This is a genomic window from Pseudomonas sp. BC42 (assembly GCF_021560055.1).
Classification (GTDB): Bacteria; Pseudomonadota; Gammaproteobacteria; order Pseudomonadales; family Pseudomonadaceae; genus Aquipseudomonas.
This window is the reverse complement of sequence record NZ_CP091067.1, coordinates 5,258,987-5,279,995: the sequence shown is the minus strand read 5'-3', so window position 1 is coordinate 5,279,995 and position 21,009 is coordinate 5,258,987. Positions and strand designations below refer to the sequence as shown.

Sequence of the window (21,009 nt, the reverse complement as noted above, 5' to 3'; positions counted from 1 at the left end):
CTGGCAAACACAACCTTGGAGCGTCATTGCATGTCTTTGAAAAACACCGTCGTAGGGCTGGGGCTGTTGTGCGCCGCCAGCAGCAGCTGGGCCGCGGGGATCCAGCGCGTGCCGTCCACCTATCCCCATTCGCCGATCCTGCAATCGGTGACCTTGCCCGCCAACAGCGAGGTGACCTACCTCTCCGGCCTGCTGCCGGACCCGGTGGACCCCAAGGCGCCCAAGGAACAGATCCACGCCGCCGGCAACACCGAGAGCCAGGCCCGCGAGGTGCTGCGCAAGGTGCAGACGATCCTCGCCGGCCAGGGCTTGACCCTGGGGGATGTGGTGCAACTGCGGATCTACCTGGTGGGCGATCCGGCCCTGGGCGGCAAGCTGGATTTCGACGGCCTGCAAGTGGCCTTTCGCGAGTTTTTCGGCACCGAGAAACAGCCGCTCAAACCGGCCCGGACCACGGTGCAAGTGGCGGGGCTGGTACTGCCCGGGGCCCTGATCGAAGTCGAAACCGTCGCCGCCCGAGCGCGCTGAGGCGCCTGTCAAAGGATCTGAAGTCATGAGTATGTCCTTGCATAAAATCGTCCTCGGCGCCGCGCCCCTGAGCCTTGGCCTGCTGAGCCTGGCAACCCCGGTGGAGCTGCTGGCCGCCGATGAAACCCTCGGCACCGTAGTGGTCACCGGCGTGCGCGGCAGCCAGCAGCGCACCGTCACCAACAGCCCGGCGCCGATTGATGTGATCGACAGCGAACAGCTGCGCAGCATCGGCCAGAACGGCCTGAAAGAAATGCTCGGACGCCTGCTGCCGTCGTTCAACGTGCCCACCATCAACGGCGGCGGCACCGCCTTCCTGGTGCGCGGGGTGAGCATGCGCGGCCTGGGCGGCGATCAGGTGCTGGTGCTGATCAACGGCAAGCGCCGGCACAACTCGGCGCTGATCAACAACGGGGCCCGAGTCGGCAACGCCTCGGTGCCGGTGGACCTGGACCTGATTCCCACGGCCGCCATCGAACGCATCGAAGTGCTGCGCGACGGCGCCGCCGCGCAGTACGGCTCCGACGCCATCGCCGGGGTGATCAACATCATCCTCAAGCGCAACGCCGAGGGCCTGACCTCGGACACCACCCTGGGCCAGTACTACGACGGCGACGGCACCACCGGCCACGAGGCCTTCAACTGGGGCAACAAGCTGGGGGAGGACGGCGGCTTCTTCAACCTGTCCTGGGACGCCAAGATCCAGGAGCCCTACGAGCGCTCCAGCGCCGCCAGCGGCCAGCTGTACTTCAAGCAGGCCGACGGCTCGCCGGACCCGCGAGAAAGCAATCGCCAGGGCTGGGGCACCGAATACGGCCTGGGCCGCGACCGCACCACCAGCCTGGCCTACAACGCCGAGCTGCCCCTGGCCGACGACCTCAAGCTGTATTCGTTTTCCACCCTGAGCTACCGCAACAGCAACAAGGATTTGGGCCATCGCAAGCCCACCGACATCACCAGCCTGGCGGGGGTGCCCAATGCGCCGTACCCCAATGGCGGCCAGGCGCGGCGGGAAATCCGCGAGACCGACTTCCAGGTCGCCGGTGGCGCCAAGGGCCTGGCGGGCGGCTGGGACTGGGATTTGTCCAGCACCTACGGCAAGGACCGCGGGGTGCTGGACACCGCCAACAACCTGAACATTTCCAACGGCCCCTACGGTCAGCACGACTTCCACCTGGGCAATCTGGTGTTCGACCAGTGGACCAACAACCTGGACTTCTCCCGGGCCCTGGACATCGGCTGGAGCAGCCCGCTGGAAACCTCCTTCGGGGTGGAATACCGCTGGGAGAAATACGCCCTGGAGGAGGGCGAACCCAATTCCTACAACCAGGGCAGCTATGTGCCGGCCACCGGCCCCTTTGCCGGCGTGGTGCCGGACCCGGGGCTGTTCTCGGTCAACGGCACCACCCCGGAAGACGCCTACAGCCTCAAGCGTCACAGCGAGGCGGCCTATGTGGACCTGGGCCTGAACATCACCCCCAACTGGTACGTCGGCGCGGCGGCGCGCTATGAGAAGTACAACCTCGGGGTGGGCGATACCACCAGCGGCAAGCTGACCACGCGCTACGAGTTCCTCCCCGGCTACGCGGTGCGCGCGGCGGTGAGCAACGGCTTCCGCGCGCCGTCCCTGGCCCAGAGCGTGTTCTCCACCACCAGCACCGTGACCCAGTTCGGCGCAGGCGGCACCACCAGCTCGGTGCGCACCAAGCAGATGCGCCCCAACTCGCCGGAAGCCATTGCCCTGGGGGCCAAGGACCTGGAGCCGGAAACCTCGCGCAACTACAGCCTGGGCTTCACCGCCGAACCCACCGAACGCCTGCGCCTGACCGCCGACTTCTACCTGATCGACATCGACAAGCGCATCCTCCAGACCGGCATCCTCAAGGGCCCGGCGGTGTCGCAGATCCTGGTGGAGAACGGCCTGTCGCCGAACCTCGCCGGGCAGTACTACACCAACGCCGCCGACACCCGGACCAAGGGCGTCGATCTGGTGGCGGACTACAGCCAGTCGTTCGGCGAGTACGGCACGGCCAAGTGGAGCCTGGCCTACAACCACAACAAGACCACCATCCGCGACCTGGCGGACACCCCGGCGGCGCTGTCACGCCTGGGAGCCGGCTATGTGCTGTTCGACCGCCAGCAGCAGATCGACCTGACTAAATCCACACCCAAGGACAAGTGGATCCTGTCCACCAACTACAAGGTCGGCGACTGGACCACCAACCTGCAGCTGACCCGCTTTGGCGAGTACACCGAAGGCTCGAACATCCCGGCCAACGACCGCACCTACAGCGCCAAGTGGATCACCGACCTGGACGTGGCCTACGACGTGACCCAGAACCTCACCGTGGCGGTGGGCGCCAACAACCTGTTCGACGTGTACCCGGACAAGATCGGCCTCAAGGCCTGGGCGGGGACCTATGAATACGGGATGTTCTCGCCCTATGGCCTGGGCGGTGGCTATTACTACAGCCGCGTCAGCCTGGCGTTCTGAGCATGACCACGATCACTCTCGCAGGAGCTGGCTTGCCAGCGAAGGCGGTCGCATGACGGGTGCAGGGTTCAGGGGCTGTTCGCCAGCAAGCTGGCTCCTACGGCTGCTGTGTCAGCCTGGTGTTCGGAAGCACGCCAGTCATCCACCTCGTAGGAGCTGGCTTGACAGCGAAGGCGGCTGCATGACGGGTGCAGGGTTGAGGGGCCATTCGCCAGCAAGCTGGCTCCTACGGCTGCTGTGTCAGCCTGGTGTTCTGAAGCACGCCAGCCATCCACCTCGTAGGCGCTGGCTTGCCAGCGAAGGCGGCCGCATGACGGGTGCAGGGTTGAGGGGCTGTTCGCCAGCAAGCTGGCTCCTACGGCCGTTGTGTCAGCCTGGTGTTCTGAAGCACGCCAGCCATCCACCTCGTAGGAGCTGGCTTGCCAGCGAAGGCGGTCGCATGACGGGTGCAGGGTTCAGGGGCTGTTCGCCAGCAAGCTGGCTCCTACGTTCGCTGTGTCAGCCTGGTGTTCGGAAGCACGCCAGTCATCCACCTCGCAGGAGCTGGCTTGCCAGCGAAGGCGGTCGCATGACGGGTGCAGGGTTGAGGGGCCATTCGCCGGCAAGCCGGCTCCTACAAGGGCTGGTGTTGTGTTTGTGGCTGGGCACTGCGCTGGCGCAGCCGGCGTTGCGGGTCTCCAGCCAGAAGCAGTCGCTGAAGATTCTATTGCAGGCCGCCGGTGAGCTGGAGCAGGTGCCATACCCCATCGAGTTCGCCTCCTTTGCCGCCGCTGCGCCCACCGCCGAGGCCCTGGCCGCGGGGGCGGTGGACATCGGCAGCCTGGGGGACGCGCCGTTTGTGTTCGCCGCGGCCGCCGGGGCGCCGATCAAGACCGTGGGGGTGATCAAGCTCAAGGTCACGCCCACAGCGGTGGCGCTGTTGGTCAGGGACGACTCGCCGCTACGGGATGCCGCCGACCTCAAGGGCCGGCGCATCACCACCACTCGCGGCTCCATCGGCCATTTCCTGGCCCTGGCGGCGCTGCGTTCGGTCGGCCTGCACGGCGCGGATGCGCAGTTCATCTTTCTCCAGCCGGCCGAGTCCCGCAGTTTGCTGAGCAACGGTCAGGCCGACGCCTGGTCGACCTGGGACCCCTACACCAGCATGGTGCAGATGGAAGGTGGAACCCGGGTGCTGGTCAGTGGCGAGGGCCTGTTCGCCGGGCACATGCTGCTGGTGGCCAATGATCAGGCGATCCATGACAAGCCGGCACAGATTGCCGATTTCCTCCGGCGCCTGGATCGCGCCTATGCCTGGGCCAATCAGCATCAGGCCGAGTTTTCCCGCATCCAGGCCGGCTACAGCGGCCTGCCGGTAGAGGTCCATGAACGCTCCAACCGCTACTCCGTGCCCCGACGCATTGCCGTGGGCCCGTCGGTGGTGGCGGACGTGCAGCACACCGCTGATCTGTATCGCGAGGAAGGCATCATCCAGAAGTCGTTCGATGCGGCGGCTTACATGGACGAACAGTTCAATGAAGTTGAATGAGTTAATGGCGTTTTTATTAATTAAGCTCGGGAGGAATGAATAAATATCCCTTCAATAATGTCCGCTGTTTAACTTAACTATCAGCAAATTTAATAGTGTTCGCGAAGACCGTTGAAGTTGTCGGTAATGGCCGCTATTTGCCTGATTTTCGATACATTTTTAAGTTTGGATATTAGAGATAAAGGGTATTTCACAAGGTCTTGCCAACTGCCTAAGGTGGCCCTGAAACAAATTATTACGTTCTGCCAGTTTTGTACTTCGTCGCTACTTCCAGGGAATAAGGGAGCTTGCATGTTCACAGTCACTACTGCCGACAAACTTGAAGCGCGGCATATCCTCGATGTTGTGGAAAAACGCTCTTACGGCGTTCAGCTTAAAGGTTTCTGCCCACCGGATACCTTGCAGGTGGCGCGGGAGCATCTGTACCGGCAGGAACTGCGCAGTGCCTTCAGCCAGCAGCAGGAGTTTGTCCGGATCGGCAAGGCCTATATCGAGATCCAGGATGAACAGAGCCGGGCCGAATACCACGCCCTGGCCCTGCCCAACATCCGCAAGATCCGCAACCTGTTCCGGCCCCTGGCCTCGCCCATCGACGAGCTGCGCCTGTTGCTCGACGAGGTCTGGCCCCAGGGCGCGCACCTGCTGCAGGTGGACGGGCAGAAATGCTTCGTCGGCATCGCCCGTTTCCAGGGCTCGGGGGTCGATCTCACGCCCCACACCGACAAGCTCGAACGCAATGCCCCCGAGGGCCACAGCCCGCCGCTGCTGACCCAGCTGTCGACCAACATCTACCTGGAGATCCCCGAGGACGGCGGTGAACTGGAGATCTGGGGCATCGAGCCGGACGAGGACGAATACAACCGCCTCAAGGGCGAGCGGGCCTACGGCATCGAGCGCCACCTGCTGCCGCCGCCGGACTTCGTGGTCAAGCCCGAGCCCGGCGACCTCATCCTGCTCAACCCACGGCTGATCCACGCGGTACGCCCTTCGGCCAGCAGCACCCGGGTCACCCTCGGGGTCTTTATCGGTTACTACGGCGAACACCAGCCTTTGGCCTACTGGAGCTGAACTCATGAGCAAGGTGCAGGAAATCAACCTCAAGGCCTACTTCAACAAGGGCGGCGAGGAGCACGAATTCGACGGCAAGCGCGTGGTCCTGGCGGTCAGCGTCGGCCAGGAATACCACGAGGACCAGAAGCTGCGGTCCACCATCCACCTGATCAACCAGTCCGGCTTCAGCCACGTCAAGGTGGTGGTCGCCGACACCCTGCAACGCCACAACAAGCACGGCAAATCCCCCGGCGAGGCGCTGTCGGCGTCGATCCGCGACGGCGATGCCTGGCTGGCGCGCAACCAGAGCATCCTCGACGGCCTGCGGGTGCCGTACCACATCACCCGCTGGAACCAGGAGCTGGCCAGCGACCGTTACGCCGAACTGCGTCAGCAACTGGACCAGATCTATCAGCAGCGCGAGGAATTGCGCCAGGCCATCGACAGCACCATCAACGTGTTCACCGAGCGCCTGCGCCTGCGGGATGAACAGGCGGACATCGAACGGGCGGCGGCCCAGTGCCGGGAATACATCCTTGAGGAAATCCCGATCATCCTGCCGCTGTGGGCCGACGAGGGTTACCACTACGTGCTCTATCCGCAGCAGATGACCAGCGCCATGGCCACCAGCCGTGAGCTGCTGATCGAACCCCACAGCCCGGACCGGGTGCGCTGGCTGCCGCTGAAGTTCAAGAAGCGCGGGATTCCGATTCCGTTCACCTTGCCCGGCGCCATTCACCCCAACTGGACCAGCGGCGCCATCGCCATCTGACCCGCCGCGATCAATGCAGGAGCTGGCTTGCCAGCGATGCAGGACTCAAGGGCCTGTTCGCCGGCAAGCGGGCGCCTGCAGAGCGGTTTTTTTTGACTGACAAGGAGTTTCCATGAGCGTTTTTGCGCAACAGCAACGCAAGTGGTGGGCATTGCTCGGTGTGAGCATCGCCAGTTTTCTCGGCTGTGTGGATTTCACCATCGTCAACACCGCGCTACCGGCGCTGCAGGCCGATCTCGGGGCTTCGGTGGACAGCCTGCAGTGGGTGATCAACGGCTTCATCCTGACGCTGTCGAGTTTCATGGTGCTGGTGGGGCGCCTGGCCGACCTGCATGGACGCAAGCGGGTGCTGTTCATCGGCCTGAGCGTGTTCGGCCTGGCGTCCCTGGCGGCCGGACTGGCGACGCAGATCGACACCCTGATCGGCGCCCGGGTGATCCAGGGGCTGGCCTGCGCGGTGCTCTACACCGCCTCCGGGGCGATTGTCTCCAGCACCTTCGACAGCGCCGAACAGGGCAAGGCCTTTGGCGTGCTGTTCGGTGTCAACGGCGTGGGGCTGGCTGTCGGGCCGGTGCTGGGCGGGCTGATCACCAGTGGTTTTGGCTGGCAGTGGATCTTCCTGATCAACGTGCCTTTCGTGCTGCTGAGCCTGGGCATCTGCAGTGTCAGCGTTAAGGAATCGCGCTCGGCCGAGGCCGGTGCGCGGCTGGATGGCTGGGGCGCCTTGCTGTTGCTGATCGGCTTGCCGAGCCTGGTGCTGGTGATCGTCCAGGGCGGAGCCTGGGGCTGGGGTTCACGCCTGACCCTGAGCCTGATCGCCGTGGCGCTGCTGGCCCTGGTGGTGTTCCTGGCGGTGGAGAAACGGGTCGCGGCGCCGATCATCGACCTCAAGCTGTTCGCCAACCGGCGCTTTGTCGCCGGGGTCGCGGCCAGTTTCGGCCTAGCGCTGTTCTACTGCGTGGCGTTCTTCGTCATGCCGCTGTACTTGGCGCAGATCCGTGGCGCATCGGTGCAGGCCAGCGGCCTGCTGTTGCTGCCCACCACCTTGGGGGTGGCGTTGCTGTCGCCGCTGGTGGGGCGGCTGGTGGACCGCAAGGGCCCGGCGCTGTTGATCAAGGCCGGGTTGCTGCTGTTCGTGCTGTCGGCGCTGCTGCAGGCCGGCTTCGATCGCCAGACGTCACTGGCGTATCTGTTGGGCGCCTTCGTCATCATGGGCCTGGGCTGGGCCAGCATTCTCGGGCCGTCGACGGTGCTGGGCATTTCCTCGGTGCCCCAGGCCGTGGGCTCGGTGGCCATGGGCTCGCTGATGACCCTGCACAACGTTGGCGGCGGCATCGGACTGGCGCTGGGGGTGGGCTTGTTCCACCACTTTTCCGCCACGCCGCTGGATGACCCCCAGGGCGCCTTTCTCAATGGCTATCGCGGGGTGATGCTGTTCTTGGCGCTGGCGACGCTGTTGGTCTGGGCTGCGGTGAGCCTGTTGCTGCGCGCCGCGCCGAGTCCGGTGGCGGCGGCCGAGGAGGGCGCCAGCCATGGCTGAGCGCGGCGGGCAGATGGGGCTGGGGGCCTTTCTCTCCGGCTCCGGGGCCCACGGCGGCAGTTGGCGCCATCCCCGGGCGGATGCCGATGCCTCGTTGAATTTCCAGCGCTATCGGCACTACGCCCAGACCCTGGAGCGAGGTTGCTTCGACGCGCTGTTTCTCAACGACAACGTGGCGGTGGGGGATCTCGATCCGCGGGTGCTGGCCCGCAGTTCCCACAGCCTGCGCTGGGACCCGTTGACCCTGCTGCCGGCCCTGGCGGTGGTGACCCGGCACATCGGCCTGATCGCCACCGCCAGCACCACCTACAACGAGCCCTACAACCTGGCGCGCAAGTTTGCCTCGCTCGATCACTTGAGCGAGGGCCGGGCCGGCTGGAACCTGGTGACGGGGCTGATCGGCGGCGAGAACTTCAATCAGCCCGTGCCCATGAGCCACGCCCAGCGTTATGCCCGCGCCGAGGAATTTTTCGACGTGGTCAGTGGCCTGTGGGACAGCTGGGCCGATGATGCCTTCCCCCGGGACCCGGCCAGTGGCCAGTGGCTGCGCCCGGAACGGATGCACCTGTTGCAGCACCACGGGCAGCACTTTCAGGTCCAGGGGCCATTGAACGCGCCACGGCCGGTGCAGGGCTGGCCGGTGATCGCCCAGGCCGGTTCTTCGGGCCCGGGCAGCGAACTGGCGGCGCGTTGCGCCGAGCTGGTGTTCACCGCCCAGACCGACCTGGAGCAGGCCAAGGCGTTCTACGCCGGGCTCAAGGAACGACTTCCCGCTTACGGCCGCCAGGCCGGGCAGTTGAAAATCTTCCCAGGCATCGCCCCCACGGTGGGCCGCAGCCTCAACGAGGCCGAGGAAAAGTACCAGCAATTGCAGGAGTTGCAGGACCCGCAGGCCCAGCTCAAGGCGCTGTCCTACCTGCTGGACCTGGGCATCGACCTGTCGAACCTGCCCCTGGACGCCCAGGTGCCGCTGTTGGCGGATGCGGCGCCCACCGAACGGCACAAGAGCCGTCGGCAACTGGTGGTGGAGCTGATCCGCCGGGAACGGCCAACGCTGGCGCAACTGCTGCGCAGCCTGTCCGCCAGCGGGCACAAGGTGCTGGTGGGCACGCCGGGGCAGATCGTCGACGAGATGGCGACCTGGTACGAGGAATACGCCGCCGATGGCTTCAATGTGCTGTTCACCCACCTGCCGGGGGCCATCGACGACTTTGTGCAATGGATCACCCCCGAGCTGCAGCGCCGGGGCTTGTTTCGCCAGCGCTACACGGGGCACAGCCTGCGCGAACACCTGGGGCTGGAACGGGTGGCAAACCGATTCTTCAGCCAGCGGGGCAATGGCTGAATCGCCAAAAGGGACTTTACTCTCAAGGCGCAACGCCCATCGATCAACGCCCATCGAAAACCCCAAGGAGCAACAGCATGTCCGGATGGTATGAGTTGAAGAAAAGCAGCAGCGGCCAGTTTCGTTTCCTGCTCAAGGCGGCCAACGCCGAGACCATTCTCACCAGCGAGCTGTACACCACGCGCGCCGCCGCCGAGAACGGCATTGCCTCGGTGCAGGCCAACAGCCCCCTGGAGGAGCGCTACGAGCGCAAGAGCGCCAAGGACGGCAAGCCCTATTTCAATCTCAAGGCGGCCAATCACCAGATCATCGGCAGCAGTGAAACCTATTCGTCGGAGGCGGCCCGGGACAAGGGTATCGCCAGCGTCAAGGCCAACGGTCCGAGCCACAACATCAAGGACCTGACGGACGCCTGAACCCGGTTCGACAAGGTCTTTGCCGCTTGGCCCGATCAGGGGCCAGGCGGCCTTGTTGCAGCGCCATCAGCCCTGTGGCAGCGGGTCGCCCGCGATGGCGGCGGGCTTGGGTTCGAGCCCCTGGCGGGCGCCAGCCGATTGGCGACTGAATTCTGGCGAAATGCCATCACTTGTTTTATCCTCCGCGCCCGTCACCGGGCGCTCGGCATGCCTGGCACCTTGGGTGACGTTATCGATCATTGTCCAAGGGATCTGCGACCTCATGATTCGCCCTTTCGTTTTACTCGCCGCGCTGCTAACGCTGAGCGGTTGCTACAGTCTGTCACCCACGAAAATTGCCAAGAACATGAACCCCGACCCGCAGTCGGGGGTGGCTTATGTGGTGGGGGTGGTCGGGATCTGGCCGAAGGCGGTGCACACCGCCAACGAACAGATGCTGCTGATTCGTCCACGAGGCGGTGATGGGTTCGCCTCGGCGCGCTTGTACAACGAAATCTACGGCCGCACGCCACGGGATGTGCGCGAGAGCTGGCACGGCATCGGCAGCCTGTTCGTCATGCCGCTCAAGCCAGGGCGCTACGAGATCTACAACCTGCATTTCGATCGCGGCAACGCCAAGTCCTGGAGCCGCGAGGACTTCTCCATCCCCTTGGAGCTGGAAGCCGGCAAGGCCTATTACGTCGGCGATTTCCGCGCGGCCTGTCTGTCGGCGCTGGGGGCCAAATGCGTGTTTTTGCACAGTGACCATATGGAGCGCGACGCCGCCCTGGTGCGTGCCAAGTACCCGCACGTGCCCAGCCTGCAACGGGTCGACCTGGAGAAGATGGAACAAGCGACGCCGTTGATCGTCAAGGAGCAAGGGCCCAAGGCCTCGATGCTCAAGGCCATGCTCTCGGGAGAGTTGTGATGCGGACGCGGTTGTGGGTGTTGCTGGTGTTGATGCTGGGGCTGGGGGGTTGCCAGACCAGTCATAGTCTCAAGCCGGCCGAGGTGGATTATCAGCAGGCGTTGCCGGCGATCAGCGTCAGCGTCATGGGCGCCATTCCCGGGGGCCTGATCCGTGATGAACTGCGCCGCCGCGGCACCTTCGAACAGGTGCAGTCGGGGTTCACTGCCGATGGCTACAACGTGATCGTAATGGCCGACAGTGACTACTTCGGCTGGCAGAACATTCCCATGGGGCTGCTGAGCGCGATGACCTTTTTTATCGTGCCGGGCCGCGTCACCTGGGACAGCCAGGTGATGTTCCACGTCAGCCGTGGCGACCAGCCTTTGGCCAAGTACCGGGTCAGCAACCACACCCGCTCCTGGCGCGGCTGGGCCAATCTCGATGGCGGCCAATACCAGCATGTGCAGCGCATCACCGACGACTTCATCGCGCAGATGCTGCAGGACCCGCAGTTCAAGGCCACGGCCCCGGTGGCGCTGAACAGCCACTGAGCCACGCGTGAACGCGGCCCATGCCAAAGCCCGGACGGTGTCAGCCGCCCGGGCTTTTTGCTCAGGGTTTCAAGCCAGGGTCTGCAGCAGCGTCTGCAACCGTTGGCGTGCGCCCTGGTCCAGGGCAAACACCGGCCGGCGTGGCTCGCCGGCGTTCAGCCCGGTCAGCTCCAGCCCGGCCTTGACCGTGGCCGGCAAGCCGCCCTTGAGGATGAAATCCAGCAGCGGCAGCTGGCGGTAGAACAGCTCCCGGCCGCGCTGCAGGTCGTTGTCCAGCAGCGCCTGGTAGAGGTCGAGATTGAGCTGCGGGATCAGGTTCGCCGCCGCCGTGCACCAGCCGCTGGCACCCGCGGCGAAGGCTTCCAGGGCCAGCGGGTTGCAGCCGTTGTAGAACGGCACCTGGCCTTCGCCCAGCAGGTGCAGCTTGTGCATGCGCTGGATGTCGCCGGTGCTCTCCTTGACCAGGGTGACGTTCTCCACGGTGTGGAAGATCTTCAGGATCAGTTCCACCGACATGTCGGTGCCGCTGGTGGCCGGGTTGTTGTAGAGCATGATCGGCACGCCGATGCTGGCGCCGATGGCCTGGTAGTGGGCGAGGATCTCGGCTTCGCTGAGCTTCCAGTAGGAGGTGGGCAGCACCATCACCACGTCGGCGCCCTGGGCTTCGGCAAAGCGCGCGCGGCGGATGGCCTTGGCGGTGGTCAGGTCGGAGACGCTGACGATGGTCGGCACGCGCTTGGCCACGTGGCGGATGCTGAACTCGGCGACCTGGTCCCATTCAGCGTCGCTGAGGTAGGCGCCTTCGCCGGTGCTGCCCAGGGGCGCGATGGCGTGGACGCCGGCGTCGATCATGCGGTCGATGGAACGCCCAAGGGCGTCCAGGTCCAGGCCTTCGCCGTTGGCGCCGAAGGGGGTGACGGTGTAGCCGATGATGCCGTGGATCTTGGTGGTAGGCATGGTGCAACTCCTGCAAGGCACAAGGGGTGGATCAGTTCAGGCAGTCGGCGTGTTTTTTCAGGTTTTGCCGAGCGTAATAGTTGAAGGCGGCGCCGTGGCGCTTGGGCTTGGAGATCCAGTCGTGGGCTTCGCGGCCCAGCTCCGGGAGGATCGGCTTGATACGGCCGGCGGCCATGGCCAGCAGTTGCAGCTTGGCCGCGCGCTCGATCAGTTGGGCGATCACGCAGGCTTCCTCGATGCTGGCGCCGGTGGACAGCTGGCCGTGGTGGGAAAGCAGGATCGCGCGCTTGTCGCCCAGGGCCGCGGAGATGATTTCGCCTTCTTCGTTGCCCACCGGCACCCCCGGCCAGGGTTCGAGAAAGGCGCAGTCCTCGTACAGCGGGCAGAGGTCCATGTGCGACACCTCAAGCGGCACTTCGAGCATCGACAGCGCGGCAACGTGGGTCGGGTGGGTGTGGATGATGCAGTTCACGTCCGGCCGGGCGCGGTACACCCAGCTGTGGAAGCGGTTGGCCGGGTTGGGCATGCCGTGGCCTTCGAGGACTTCCAGGTCTTCGTTGACCAGCAGCAGGTTGCTGGCGCTGATTTCGTCGAAGCCCAGGCCCAGCTGCTGGGTGTAGTAGGTGCCCGGTTGCGGGCCACGGGCGGTGATCTGCCCGGCCAGGCCCGAGTCATGGCCGTTTTCGAACAGGATGCGGCAGGTCAGGGCCAGCTTTTGCCGGTCGGTCCACGTATTATCCGCCAGGGTGTTTTGCATCTGGGTCAGGGCGTGCTTGACCAGCTGGTCTTTGGGCAGTGCTAATGTCTTGGCCATGTCGAAGGTCCTTTGAGAAGTGCAATGGACGTCGGATCTGCGCTTCACCTGCTGCTTGCGAGGTGGTTGGGTGAGGCGCGATGACACTTAAAAGGCTATATGACACTTTGTGTCATTGGCAAGCGCCAATCGTTGTTTCCTAGATGGATTAACCGCTCTACATGTCTATCCGTTTGAAATTACTGAGAAAAAAACTTGGCGTGACCCTGGAGGCCCTGGCCGAAAAATCCGGGATGACCAAGAGTTATCTGTCGAAAGTCGAGCGCGGGTTGAACACCCCGTCGATTGCGGCGGCGCTGAAACTGGCCAAGGCGCTGAACGTCAAGGTCGAGGAGCTGTTCGCCGAGGACAGCATCAGCCTCGACAGCTACAGCCTGGTGCGCAGCGACCAGCGCCAGTCGCTGGCGGCCAACGACCAGGCCCCGGGCTATGCGGTGCTGGCCCACCAGGTCAGCGAGCGCAACCTGCTGCCGTTCATCATCTACCCGGCCAGGGAGTTCAGTGACAAGACCTTCAAGGAGCACCTGGGGGAGGAGTTCCTGTTCGTCCACGAAGGCCAGGTGGAAGTGGATTTCATGAACGAACGGGTGATCCTCAACCGTGGCGACGCACTGCACTTCAACGCGCAGAAACCCCACCGCATCCGCTCCCTGGGGGACGAGCAGGCGCAGTTGCTGGTGGTGGTACACAGCAACGAAGAATGAACCCCGACCACTTCCTGTAGCCGCTGCCGCAGGCTGCGAACGGACCGCAGGCCCGCGGCAATCCCCAGGACACCCAAGCCTCTGGCGGTGCTTATCGCAGGCTGCGCCAGCGGCTACACCAAGCCTGGCGTGTCCCCATCTGTAGCCGCTGCCGCAGGCTGCGAACGGGCCGCAGGCCCGCGACGAACCCCAGGACGCCCGCGCCCGGCGCGGTCAGTGTTCGACGGGCACCGCCAGGGCCGGGTTGCCCAGGGCGTGGGTCTTGGAATCGAAGAAGCGCAGGTTCAACTCCAACCCTTTGAACAGCTTGGCGTAATGACGCTTCTGGTGCTGGATGAACGCCGCGCTGCGCGGGTAGATGGAGATCGCCAGGGTCGTGACGGCCGACTGGCGGATCGCCTGCACCAGGTGCTGGTCCTGGGGCCCCAGGTTGTGGCCGAAGATGCACAGGGCGCCGCTGTGATCCAGCAGCTGCTGGTAGCAGAACGACAGGTAGTCCGAGCTGCGGATGGTCTTGAGCTTGTCCGCCAGCGGCCCTTCGCTGACGAACAAGGGCACGTCGTCCAGGGTCTTGAGGGTGTTGTTGATGGCGAAGCTGCCCAGCAGGGTGCCTTCGGTGGCACTCAGCTTGCGCGCGCTGCCATCGAGGTTGCGTACCAGGTGCAGGCCGCCGTGCAGGTAGAGGATGCGGGTCGCGGCACGGGGGGCGGTGCCCAGTGCGAAGGCCGGGTCGGCGCCGTGAAACAGGTCGTCGATGCCTTGGCTGTCATGCTGCACGGCCCAGTAGTTGAGCAGGTCGTAGTTGCTGGTGAACACCGTGGGGTAGCGCCGCAGTTCCTGGTTGATGGCCGCCAGGCTCTGCGCCTGGACCAGGCGCCAGGGAATGTGCACCGCGTGCACGGTGTTGATCAGCGCTTCCTTGATCGCGTAGTAGCGATTGCGCGGCGCCGCCGAGCTGACCGCCAGGGCCTTGTTGACCCGGCTGGTGGTTTTCAGGGCCCCCAGCACCTGCTCGAAGCTGCGGGTCTGCAGGGCTTCGAACACGCTGAGTTCGGATGGACTCAGGGGCTTTTCTTCGACGGTGCGGGCGTTTTCGAACAGCGAATCGTAGGCGAAGTCTTCCCACACGGCGCGGCTGGCGCCGTTGCCGATCAGCAGGCCGCCGAACGCCGTGCTCGTGCCCAGGGCGTTCCAGTCTTCAAGTTCGGCGTCAAATTCCTGGAAATCCGTCATCGCGGTCATTGGTCTCAAGGCAGTAGGTGATCAGGGCGCCGACTTTATCACGACCGACCCTTGAGCCAGATCAAGATCGCCCGTGACCGATGAGTCGATCCTGTCGGGCATACACCGCATCGACACCCGCATTGGGCCTTCGCCCGGAGACTTCCTCATGAGCAGCACCTTCTTTATTCCCGCCGTCAACATCATGGGTATCAACTGCCTGGACGAAGCCATGGAGGCCATTCGCAACTATGGTTTTCGCAAGGCGCTGATCGTCACCGACGCCGGCCTGGCCAAGGCCGGGGTGGCCGGGATGATCGCCGAGAAGCTGGCCATGCAGGACATCGATTCGGTGATCTTCGATGGCGCCAAGCCCAATCCGAGCATAGCCAACGTCGAGCAGGGACTGGCGCAGTTGCAGCAGTCGCAGTGCGATTTCGTCATCTCCCTGGGGGGCGGTTCGCCCCATGACTGCGCCAAGGGCATTGCCCTGTGTGCCACCAACGGCGGACAGATTGCCGATTACGAAGGGGTCGATCGCTCAAGCAAGCCGCAGTTGCCGCTGATCGCCATCAACACCACCGCCGGCACCGCCAGCGAGATGACCCGTTTCTGCATCATCACCGACGAGTCGCGCCACGTGAAAATGGCCATCGTCGACCGTAACGTCACGCCCTTGCTGTCGGTCAACGATCCGGCGCTGATGGTGGCGATGCCCAAGGACCTGACCGCCGCCACCGGCATGGACGCCCTGACCCATGCCATCGAAGCCTATGTGTCCACCGCCGCCAACCCGATCACCGATGCCTGTGCGCTCAAAGCCATCAGCATGATCAGCGCCAACCTGCGCCAGGCGGTGCACGACGGCAGCGATCTGTTGGCGCGGGAGAACATGGCCTATGCCCAGTTCCTCGCCGGCATGGCCTTCAACAACGCGTCCCTGGGCTTCGTGCACGCCATGGCCCACCAACTGGGCGGTTTCTACGACTTGCCTCACGGGGTGTGCAACGCCGTGTTGCTGCCCCATGTGCAGAGTTTCAATGCCAGCGTCTGCGCCGACCGCCTGACCGATGTGGCCCACGCCCTGGGCGCGGACATCCGTGGTTTCAGCCCGGAGGAGGGGGCCCAGGCGGCAATCGCGGCGATTCGTGCCTTGGCTCGGGATGTGGAGATTCCTGCCGGCCTGCGTGAACTGGGGGCCAAGTTGCAGGACATTCCGCTGCTGGCGGCCAACGCCCTGAAAGACGCCTGCGGCCTGACCAACCCGCGTCCGGCGGATCAACGGCAGATCGAGGAGATCTTCCGTAGCGCGTTTTGAGGAACGGGTAGGTCCGTTTCGCTGGCAAGCCAGCTCCTGCAAGTGAAGCGTTCATCAACGCGCCGGGGGCTGACGGCGGGTATGGAAAATTCGCAGTATCTGTAGCCGGTCTCCCCGCACCCGATAGGGAATCAGGTAGGGCCAGCCCGGTACCACCCACTCCCGGGTGCCGGGCAGGCGGCCTTCGCGGCCGCTTGAGGGGAGGCGGGCCAGTTGCTCGATGCTGGCCAATAGCGTCCTGACGAATTCCGCAGCGGCCCGGGGATCGTCCTGGGCGATATGACGCGCCTCAGCATCCAGGTTGTTCAAGGCGCTGCGCAGCCATTCAATGCCCATTGTCAGTCCACTTGCTGGCGATGGCCGCCACTTCTTCGGCACTGGCAAAGTCACCCGCGTCGGCCTCGTTCAGGGCCTTCTGGATTTCCTCTATCTGCCAGGCTTCCCGTGCCAGGTATTCCCGCAGGGCATCCACGGCGAGAAACGACTTGCTGCGCCCGGTGGCCTTTGCCAGCAGGGCCAGGGTTTCAGCGAGCTCATCGGGCAAGCGCAGGGGCATGATGGACATGGCGATCTCGTCATACCCTAGCCCAGCCCCGGCCATTCGTCAGGTCTGGAGTTGTCACAAGGCAAGGCAACTCCCGAGCACCAGCTCCCAGCGTTGAAAGCGTCCGCGCGGCAGAGGATAGTGCGAGCAGAAATCGCGCTGAATCCGCCTGTCACAAGGAGTCGTGAATGTTCCGTCGCTCTTCTCTGATCCCGCTGCTGGGCAGCCTGGCGTTGCTGGCCGGCGCCACCTCGGTGGCGGCCCAATGCCTGCCGCCGCCACGCAATGCCGAGGTTCAGGGCTTTTCCCTGTGCAAGGACTGGCCGGCGTTTGCCGACCAGAGCATCAGCCTGTTGTCCGAGATGGTTCCGGACCCCAGCGACACCGGCAACGGTGACGGCACCTACAACCTGCAACTGGCAGTGCTGGAGCGCAACAGCGGACAGGTCCTGGCGCGCTATGCACAGCCTGCGGCCTTTGTTTCCGACGCGGTTCGCCTGGAGAGCGTGAAGCTCGACACCGGGCGCTTCCAACTGACGCCGCAGGTGCGGGCGTTCGGGGTCCGTGCCGGGTTCGAAGGCTCGTCCCGGGTCAACCCCTTCAGTCAGGTCTGGCTCAGCCTGTATGTGCGAGAGGGCAGCACCCTGCGCCCGGTGCTGGAGAAATTCCTGGCCCACTCCTACAACGGCGAATGGGATGGCCAGTGTGCCGGGGAGGGGACAAAAACCACCCGCACCCTGGAGATCGCCAAGACCCGCAGCCACGGTTATGCCGACCTGATCGTGCGTTCGGTCAGCGTCAGTACCCGAAGCGAAATAGTCGGCGAGGAGTGCCAGTCCAAGTCGGTGACCGCCAAGCCGGTGCTCGTCACTTTGCATTACGACGGCCAGCGTTATGTCCTGCCCAATGGCTACAGCGGTATCTGATACCGGCAATCGATAAGGACGCTTGATGAAACGGCTTGAACAATCGGCCCGAGGGCTGCTGCTGTGCGCCTTGCTGGGCATGGCGACGACTGCGCTGGCCGAGTGCAGCGACTCAATCTATGCCCCGGGAGAACTCCATGTCTGCAAGCCCTGGCCGGCGGAAGAAGGCATGAATATCGGGGTTCGAGCAACGCCGATGCAGGGGCCGGTCAACGCCAAAGCACCCCGCTACAACCTGGATGTGGCGCTTCTGCTCGACGACAACGGTTGGGCCGTGGCCAGTTACAACAAGGACCTGGCCCCGCGTTCCGATGGCCTGGCCTTGCAGGGGTTGCAGATCGACACCGGGCGTTATCAGTTGAGCGAGGAGGAGCGGGCCTTTGGCCTGCGGGTGAACTACCACCGCGCCTCCAGCACCCGGCCCTATGAGAAAACCGTGCTGACCCTGTTCGTGCGCGATGGCAAGGGCCTTCCGCCGAGGCTCGAAGGGCTGGTGGTGGATGAGCGCCGCGGCGAGTTCGGCACGGGCGGTGAGTGTGTCGGGCGCAGCCGGATCCTGCAGCGGACCCTGGAGCTGGGCAACGGCCAGCGCAATGGCCATGTCGACCTGCTGGTGCGTACACGAATCGTCGACACCGAGCATTTCAAGGGCCCGGCCGGTTGCGAGCGTCGTGATCTGGCGCCCAGGAGCAGCCGCGTCACCTTGCACTACGACGGTCAGCGCTACCCCTTGCCCCAAGCCCTGAAAGGTGTGTGATCCATGCTCACTGGCCTCAATCACCTGACCCTGGCGGTCAGCGACTTGCCCCGCAGCCTGGCTTTCTATCACCAGCTATTGCAACTGCGCCTGGAGGCCACCTGGGAGTGCGGAGCCTATCTGTCGTTGCCGGGGCTGTGGCTGTGCCTGTCCCTGGACCCGCAACGGCAGGCGCCGGCCGTTGCCGATTACACCCATTACGCCTTTGGCGTCGGCGCTGCGGATTTTTCATCGCTGGTCCAGCGTCTGCGGGAGGCGCGGGTGCAGGAGTGGCGTGACAACCGCAGCGAGGGCGCATCGTTTTATTTTCTCGATCCCGATGGCCATCGACTGGAGGTCCATGTCGGTGACTTGGCCTCGCGATTACGCGCCTGTCGCGAACGTCCCTACGCGGGAATGCGCTTTTACCCCACCGACTGAGGTTGCGCTGCCTGGAAGCAGCTGACGAAAGTCGCTGGTGGCAAGGTGCCTTGATCGTGCAGAATCCGGCAGATTCGTTCTGTGCCTGGCGTTACCGTGAGGTGCATCCGTCCTGGAGTCTTGCCGATGACCTCATCGCTGTTGCTGGCCGTTATCGCCTCGGGTTTCATTTATGCCATCACCCCCGGACCCGGGGTCCTGGCGGTGTTCGGCATCGGTGCGTCCCGAGGCCGCAAGGCCGGCGCCGGGTTTCTTGGCGGGCACATGCTGGGGGATGTGGTCTGGTGCAGCACGGCGCTGATCGCCATTGTCGGTGCCCGGGAGATCGGCAGCGAGGCTTTCAATATCCTCGGCCTGCTCAGTGGCCTGTACCTGTTCTGGCTGGGAATGCGCGCGATCCGCGCCCGTCGCGGCAACGGCGATGAGCCCCAGGGCGCCGCGCGCCATCCGTTCTGGCACGGCGTTCTCTTCGGCCTGACCAATCCCAAGGCATACCCGGTGGCCGTGGCCACCTTCACCGCGCTGCTGTCCAGCCGCGCCGAGCTGCTCACCTGGTCGATGCTGCCCGGTCTGATTGCCCTGAGCTTCCTCGGTGGGCTTGTGGCATACGCTATTCTCATCGGCGTTGTCGGCGCGCGTCGGGTGCGCGATGGCTACCAGCGCCACGAACTGGCAATCACCCGGATCTGCGGGGTGATGTTCATCGGTTTTGCGATCAATGCCCTGCTGCATGCGGTACCGGGACTGATCGGCAACAAGGCATAACGCCGCTCGCGGGGTGCGAGGGTGTAAGGCCGGTGCTCGACACTGGCCGAACAGGCTCAAGGGATGGGTACTCAGTGCATTTTTCATGGGTAGTAGCTTTCTCTGATGGCAACCAACAACTCCGCGCCTCTGGCCAGTTTCATCGACCTGCTCCTGGACGCCGTGTGCGCCGTGGATATCGAGGGTCGCTTCGTGTTTGTCAGCGCTGCCTGCGAGCGGGTATTCGGCTACACCGCCGATGAGCTGATCGGTCTGCGGATGATCGAGCTGGTACACCCGGACGATCGCGAACGCACCCTGCAGGCCGCCCGGGAAATCATGGGCGGTGTGCCCAAGCCCAACTTCGAGAACCGCTACCTGCGCAAGGACGGGCGCGTGGCCCATATCCTCTGGTCGGCGCGCTGGTCGGAGGTGGACCAGTTGCGCATTGCCGTGGCCCGGGACATCACCGAGCGCAAGCTGGCCGAGTCGAAACAGGCCGCGCTGTATGCCATCTCCGAGGCGGCCCACGCCACCGAAGACCTGCTGGGGCTGTTCAAGCGTGTGCATCGGATCATCGGCGAGTGGCTGCCGGCGCTCAATTTCGCCCTGGCGCTGTACGACGAGCGCAGCGACAGCCTGAGCTTTCCCTACCACGTCGACGACTGCGAAAGCAGCCCGGAACGGCCCGGAACCCTGATCGGGCGGTTTTGCGCCCAGGTGCTGCAGCATGGCCAGTCCCTGCTGCTGGCGCCCACATGCCCGTCGAGCCGGAATCTGTGGGACGAGTTCGCGGTCATCCAAGGCCCGCGTTGCTGGCTGGGGGTGCCGCTGAATTCGCAGAAGGGCACCATCGGCGTGCTCATGGTCAAGAGCGCCCCCGGCGCCCAAGGCTATGGTGAGGCGGAGCTGGAACTGCTGCAGTACGTCAGTGCCCAGCTGGCCGCGGCCATCGAACGTGCGCAATTGCATGCGCGCCTGCACTACATGGCCGAGTACGACCAATTGACCCATCTGCCCAATCGCGAACTGCTGCGCGAGCGCTTGCGTTCGGCCCTGGCCCGGGCCCGGCGCGACTCGGGACGCATGGCCCTGCTGTACGTCGACCTGGACAAGTTCAAGGAGGTCAATGACACCTGCGGGCATGCCGTGGGCGACATGCTGCTGCAAGCGGTGGCCAACCGCCTCAAGGGTTGCGTGCGCGAATCCGACACCGTGGCGCGCATGGGCGGCGATGAATTCGTGGTGCTGCTGGAAAGCGTGCAGCACATTGACGACGCCCAGCACGTGGCGGAAAAAATTCGCCACGCGCTAAACGAGCCACTGCGCCTGGACGGCCATTGGCTGAACATCCTGCCGAGCATCGGCATTGGCCTGTACCCCGAACATGGCCTGGAGGAAAAACAGCTGTTCAAATACGCCGACGAGGCCATGTATGCGGTCAAGCGCGAGCGCAAGAGCCGCTCCAGCGCCTGAGACCGGCGCGCTGAT

At 64.5% G+C, this 21,009-nt stretch carries 23 protein-coding genes; 17 read left to right on the top strand and 6 right to left on the bottom strand.

Features of this window, described 5'->3' with window-relative positions:
* Positions 1 to 30 precede the first annotated feature (30 nt).
* From L1O02_RS23800 to L1O02_RS23765, 8 genes are all read left to right on the top strand, one after another.
* A complete protein-coding gene (locus L1O02_RS23800) occupies positions 31 to 528 on the top strand; it encodes a RidA family protein (protein ID WP_060837938.1) in 498 nt (165 codons plus the stop codon).
* Between the two features lie 25 nt (positions 529 to 553).
* Entirely contained in the window at positions 554 to 3,022 is a 2,469-nt protein-coding gene (locus L1O02_RS23795; protein WP_060837939.1) for a TonB-dependent receptor, read from the top strand.
* A gap of 625 nt (positions 3,023 to 3,647) precedes the next feature.
* Positions 3,648 to 4,550: an aliphatic sulfonate ABC transporter substrate-binding protein gene (locus tag L1O02_RS23790; protein ID WP_231979011.1), complete on the top strand. Its 903-nt coding sequence runs from the start codon at positions 3,648 to 3,650 to the stop codon at positions 4,548 to 4,550.
* A 291-nt stretch (positions 4,551 to 4,841) separates the two neighbouring features.
* Positions 4,842 to 5,618, top strand: a complete 777-nt coding sequence (locus tag L1O02_RS23785; RefSeq protein ID WP_060837941.1) for a 2OG-Fe(II) oxygenase — start codon at positions 4,842 to 4,844, stop codon at positions 5,616 to 5,618.
* Between the two features lie 4 nt (positions 5,619 to 5,622).
* Positions 5,623 to 6,372: a tRNA-dependent cyclodipeptide synthase gene (locus L1O02_RS23780; protein ID WP_060837942.1), complete on the top strand. Its 750-nt coding sequence runs from the start codon at positions 5,623 to 5,625 to the stop codon at positions 6,370 to 6,372.
* Between the two features lie 112 nt (positions 6,373 to 6,484).
* Entirely contained in the window at positions 6,485 to 7,912 is a 1,428-nt protein-coding gene (locus tag L1O02_RS23775; RefSeq protein ID WP_108544632.1) for an MFS transporter, read from the top strand.
* Positions 7,905 to 9,257, top strand: coding sequence for an LLM class flavin-dependent oxidoreductase (locus L1O02_RS23770; RefSeq protein WP_181321575.1), 1,353 nt, complete (start codon positions 7,905 to 7,907; stop codon positions 9,255 to 9,257). The genes L1O02_RS23775 and L1O02_RS23770 overlap by 8 nt, the downstream gene beginning before the upstream one ends.
* A gap of 77 nt (positions 9,258 to 9,334) precedes the next feature.
* Complete coding sequence (locus L1O02_RS23765; protein ID WP_060842706.1) at positions 9,335 to 9,673, top strand: YegP family protein; 339 nt, start codon at positions 9,335 to 9,337, stop codon at positions 9,671 to 9,673.
* 66 nt (positions 9,674 to 9,739) lie between these two features.
* Here the strand turns inward: L1O02_RS23765 and L1O02_RS23760 are convergent, their stop codons facing one another.
* On the bottom strand, positions 9,740 to 9,913 hold the full coding sequence (locus tag L1O02_RS23760; protein ID WP_181321576.1) for a hypothetical protein: 174 nt from the start codon (positions 9,911 to 9,913) through the stop codon (positions 9,740 to 9,742).
* Positions 9,914 to 9,935: 22 nt separating this feature from the next.
* Here L1O02_RS23760 and L1O02_RS23755 point away from each other — a divergent pair, with 22 nt between their 5' ends.
* Complete coding sequence (locus L1O02_RS23755) at positions 9,936 to 10,580, top strand: hypothetical protein (protein WP_235758843.1); 645 nt, start codon at positions 9,936 to 9,938, stop codon at positions 10,578 to 10,580.
* Positions 10,580 to 11,113: a hypothetical protein gene (locus L1O02_RS23750; RefSeq protein WP_108544638.1), complete on the top strand. Its 534-nt coding sequence runs from the start codon at positions 10,580 to 10,582 to the stop codon at positions 11,111 to 11,113. Before L1O02_RS23755 ends, L1O02_RS23750 begins: the two co-directional genes overlap by 1 nt.
* Before the next feature lie 69 nt (positions 11,114 to 11,182).
* Here the strand turns inward: L1O02_RS23750 and L1O02_RS23745 are convergent, their stop codons facing one another.
* Positions 11,183 to 12,070 carry a dihydrodipicolinate synthase family protein gene (locus L1O02_RS23745; RefSeq protein ID WP_108544640.1) on the bottom strand — a complete coding sequence of 296 codons (888 nt, stop codon included), beginning with the start codon at positions 12,068 to 12,070 and terminating at the stop codon, positions 11,183 to 11,185.
* A 31-nt stretch (positions 12,071 to 12,101) separates the two neighbouring features.
* Positions 12,102 to 12,884 carry an aldolase gene (locus L1O02_RS23740; RefSeq protein WP_108544642.1) on the bottom strand — a complete coding sequence of 261 codons (783 nt, stop codon included), beginning with the start codon at positions 12,882 to 12,884 and terminating at the stop codon, positions 12,102 to 12,104.
* Between the two features lie 161 nt (positions 12,885 to 13,045).
* On the opposite strand from L1O02_RS23740, the gene L1O02_RS23735 reads away from it, so the two are divergent.
* On the top strand, positions 13,046 to 13,588 hold the full coding sequence (locus tag L1O02_RS23735) for an XRE family transcriptional regulator (RefSeq protein WP_060837950.1): 543 nt from the start codon (positions 13,046 to 13,048) through the stop codon (positions 13,586 to 13,588).
* A gap of 213 nt (positions 13,589 to 13,801) precedes the next feature.
* On the opposite strand, the gene L1O02_RS23730 is transcribed toward L1O02_RS23735, so the two are convergent.
* Positions 13,802 to 14,821, bottom strand: a complete 1,020-nt coding sequence (locus tag L1O02_RS23730) for a DUF4917 family protein (protein ID WP_108544900.1) — start codon at positions 14,819 to 14,821, stop codon at positions 13,802 to 13,804.
* A gap of 157 nt (positions 14,822 to 14,978) precedes the next feature.
* Between L1O02_RS23730 and yiaY the strand changes: the two genes are divergently transcribed.
* Entirely contained in the window at positions 14,979 to 16,127 is a 1,149-nt protein-coding gene (yiaY, locus tag L1O02_RS23725) for an L-threonine dehydrogenase (protein WP_235758841.1), read from the top strand.
* Between the two features lie 54 nt (positions 16,128 to 16,181).
* Here yiaY and L1O02_RS23720 read toward each other — a convergent pair whose 3' ends face one another.
* On the bottom strand, positions 16,182 to 16,463 hold the full coding sequence (locus L1O02_RS23720) for a type II toxin-antitoxin system RelE/ParE family toxin (RefSeq protein ID WP_060837952.1): 282 nt from the start codon (positions 16,461 to 16,463) through the stop codon (positions 16,182 to 16,184).
* Positions 16,453 to 16,692 (bottom strand): ribbon-helix-helix protein, CopG family, encoded by a 240-nt coding sequence (locus L1O02_RS23715; protein ID WP_235758839.1) that lies wholly within the window; start codon positions 16,690 to 16,692, stop codon positions 16,453 to 16,455. The genes L1O02_RS23720 and L1O02_RS23715 overlap by 11 nt, the downstream gene beginning before the upstream one ends.
* A 167-nt stretch (positions 16,693 to 16,859) precedes the next feature.
* On the opposite strand from L1O02_RS23715, the gene L1O02_RS23710 reads away from it, so the two are divergent.
* From L1O02_RS23710 to L1O02_RS23690, 5 genes are all read left to right on the top strand, one after another.
* Complete coding sequence (locus L1O02_RS23710; RefSeq protein ID WP_235758837.1) at positions 16,860 to 17,597, top strand: hypothetical protein; 738 nt, start codon at positions 16,860 to 16,862, stop codon at positions 17,595 to 17,597.
* A gap of 25 nt (positions 17,598 to 17,622) precedes the next feature.
* On the top strand, positions 17,623 to 18,354 hold the full coding sequence (locus L1O02_RS23705) for a hypothetical protein (protein WP_108544645.1): 732 nt from the start codon (positions 17,623 to 17,625) through the stop codon (positions 18,352 to 18,354).
* Positions 18,355 to 18,357: 3 nt separating this feature from the next.
* Positions 18,358 to 18,774, top strand: a complete 417-nt coding sequence (gene fos, locus L1O02_RS23700; protein ID WP_060837956.1) for a fosfomycin resistance glutathione transferase — start codon at positions 18,358 to 18,360, stop codon at positions 18,772 to 18,774.
* A gap of 126 nt (positions 18,775 to 18,900) precedes the next feature.
* Positions 18,901 to 19,539, top strand: a complete 639-nt coding sequence (locus tag L1O02_RS23695) for a LysE family translocator (RefSeq protein ID WP_235758835.1) — start codon at positions 18,901 to 18,903, stop codon at positions 19,537 to 19,539.
* Positions 19,540 to 19,644: 105 nt separating this feature from the next.
* Positions 19,645 to 20,994 (top strand): diguanylate cyclase, encoded by a 1,350-nt coding sequence (locus L1O02_RS23690; RefSeq protein WP_235758833.1) that lies wholly within the window; start codon positions 19,645 to 19,647, stop codon positions 20,992 to 20,994.
* Positions 20,995 to 21,009: the final 15 nt, after the last annotated feature.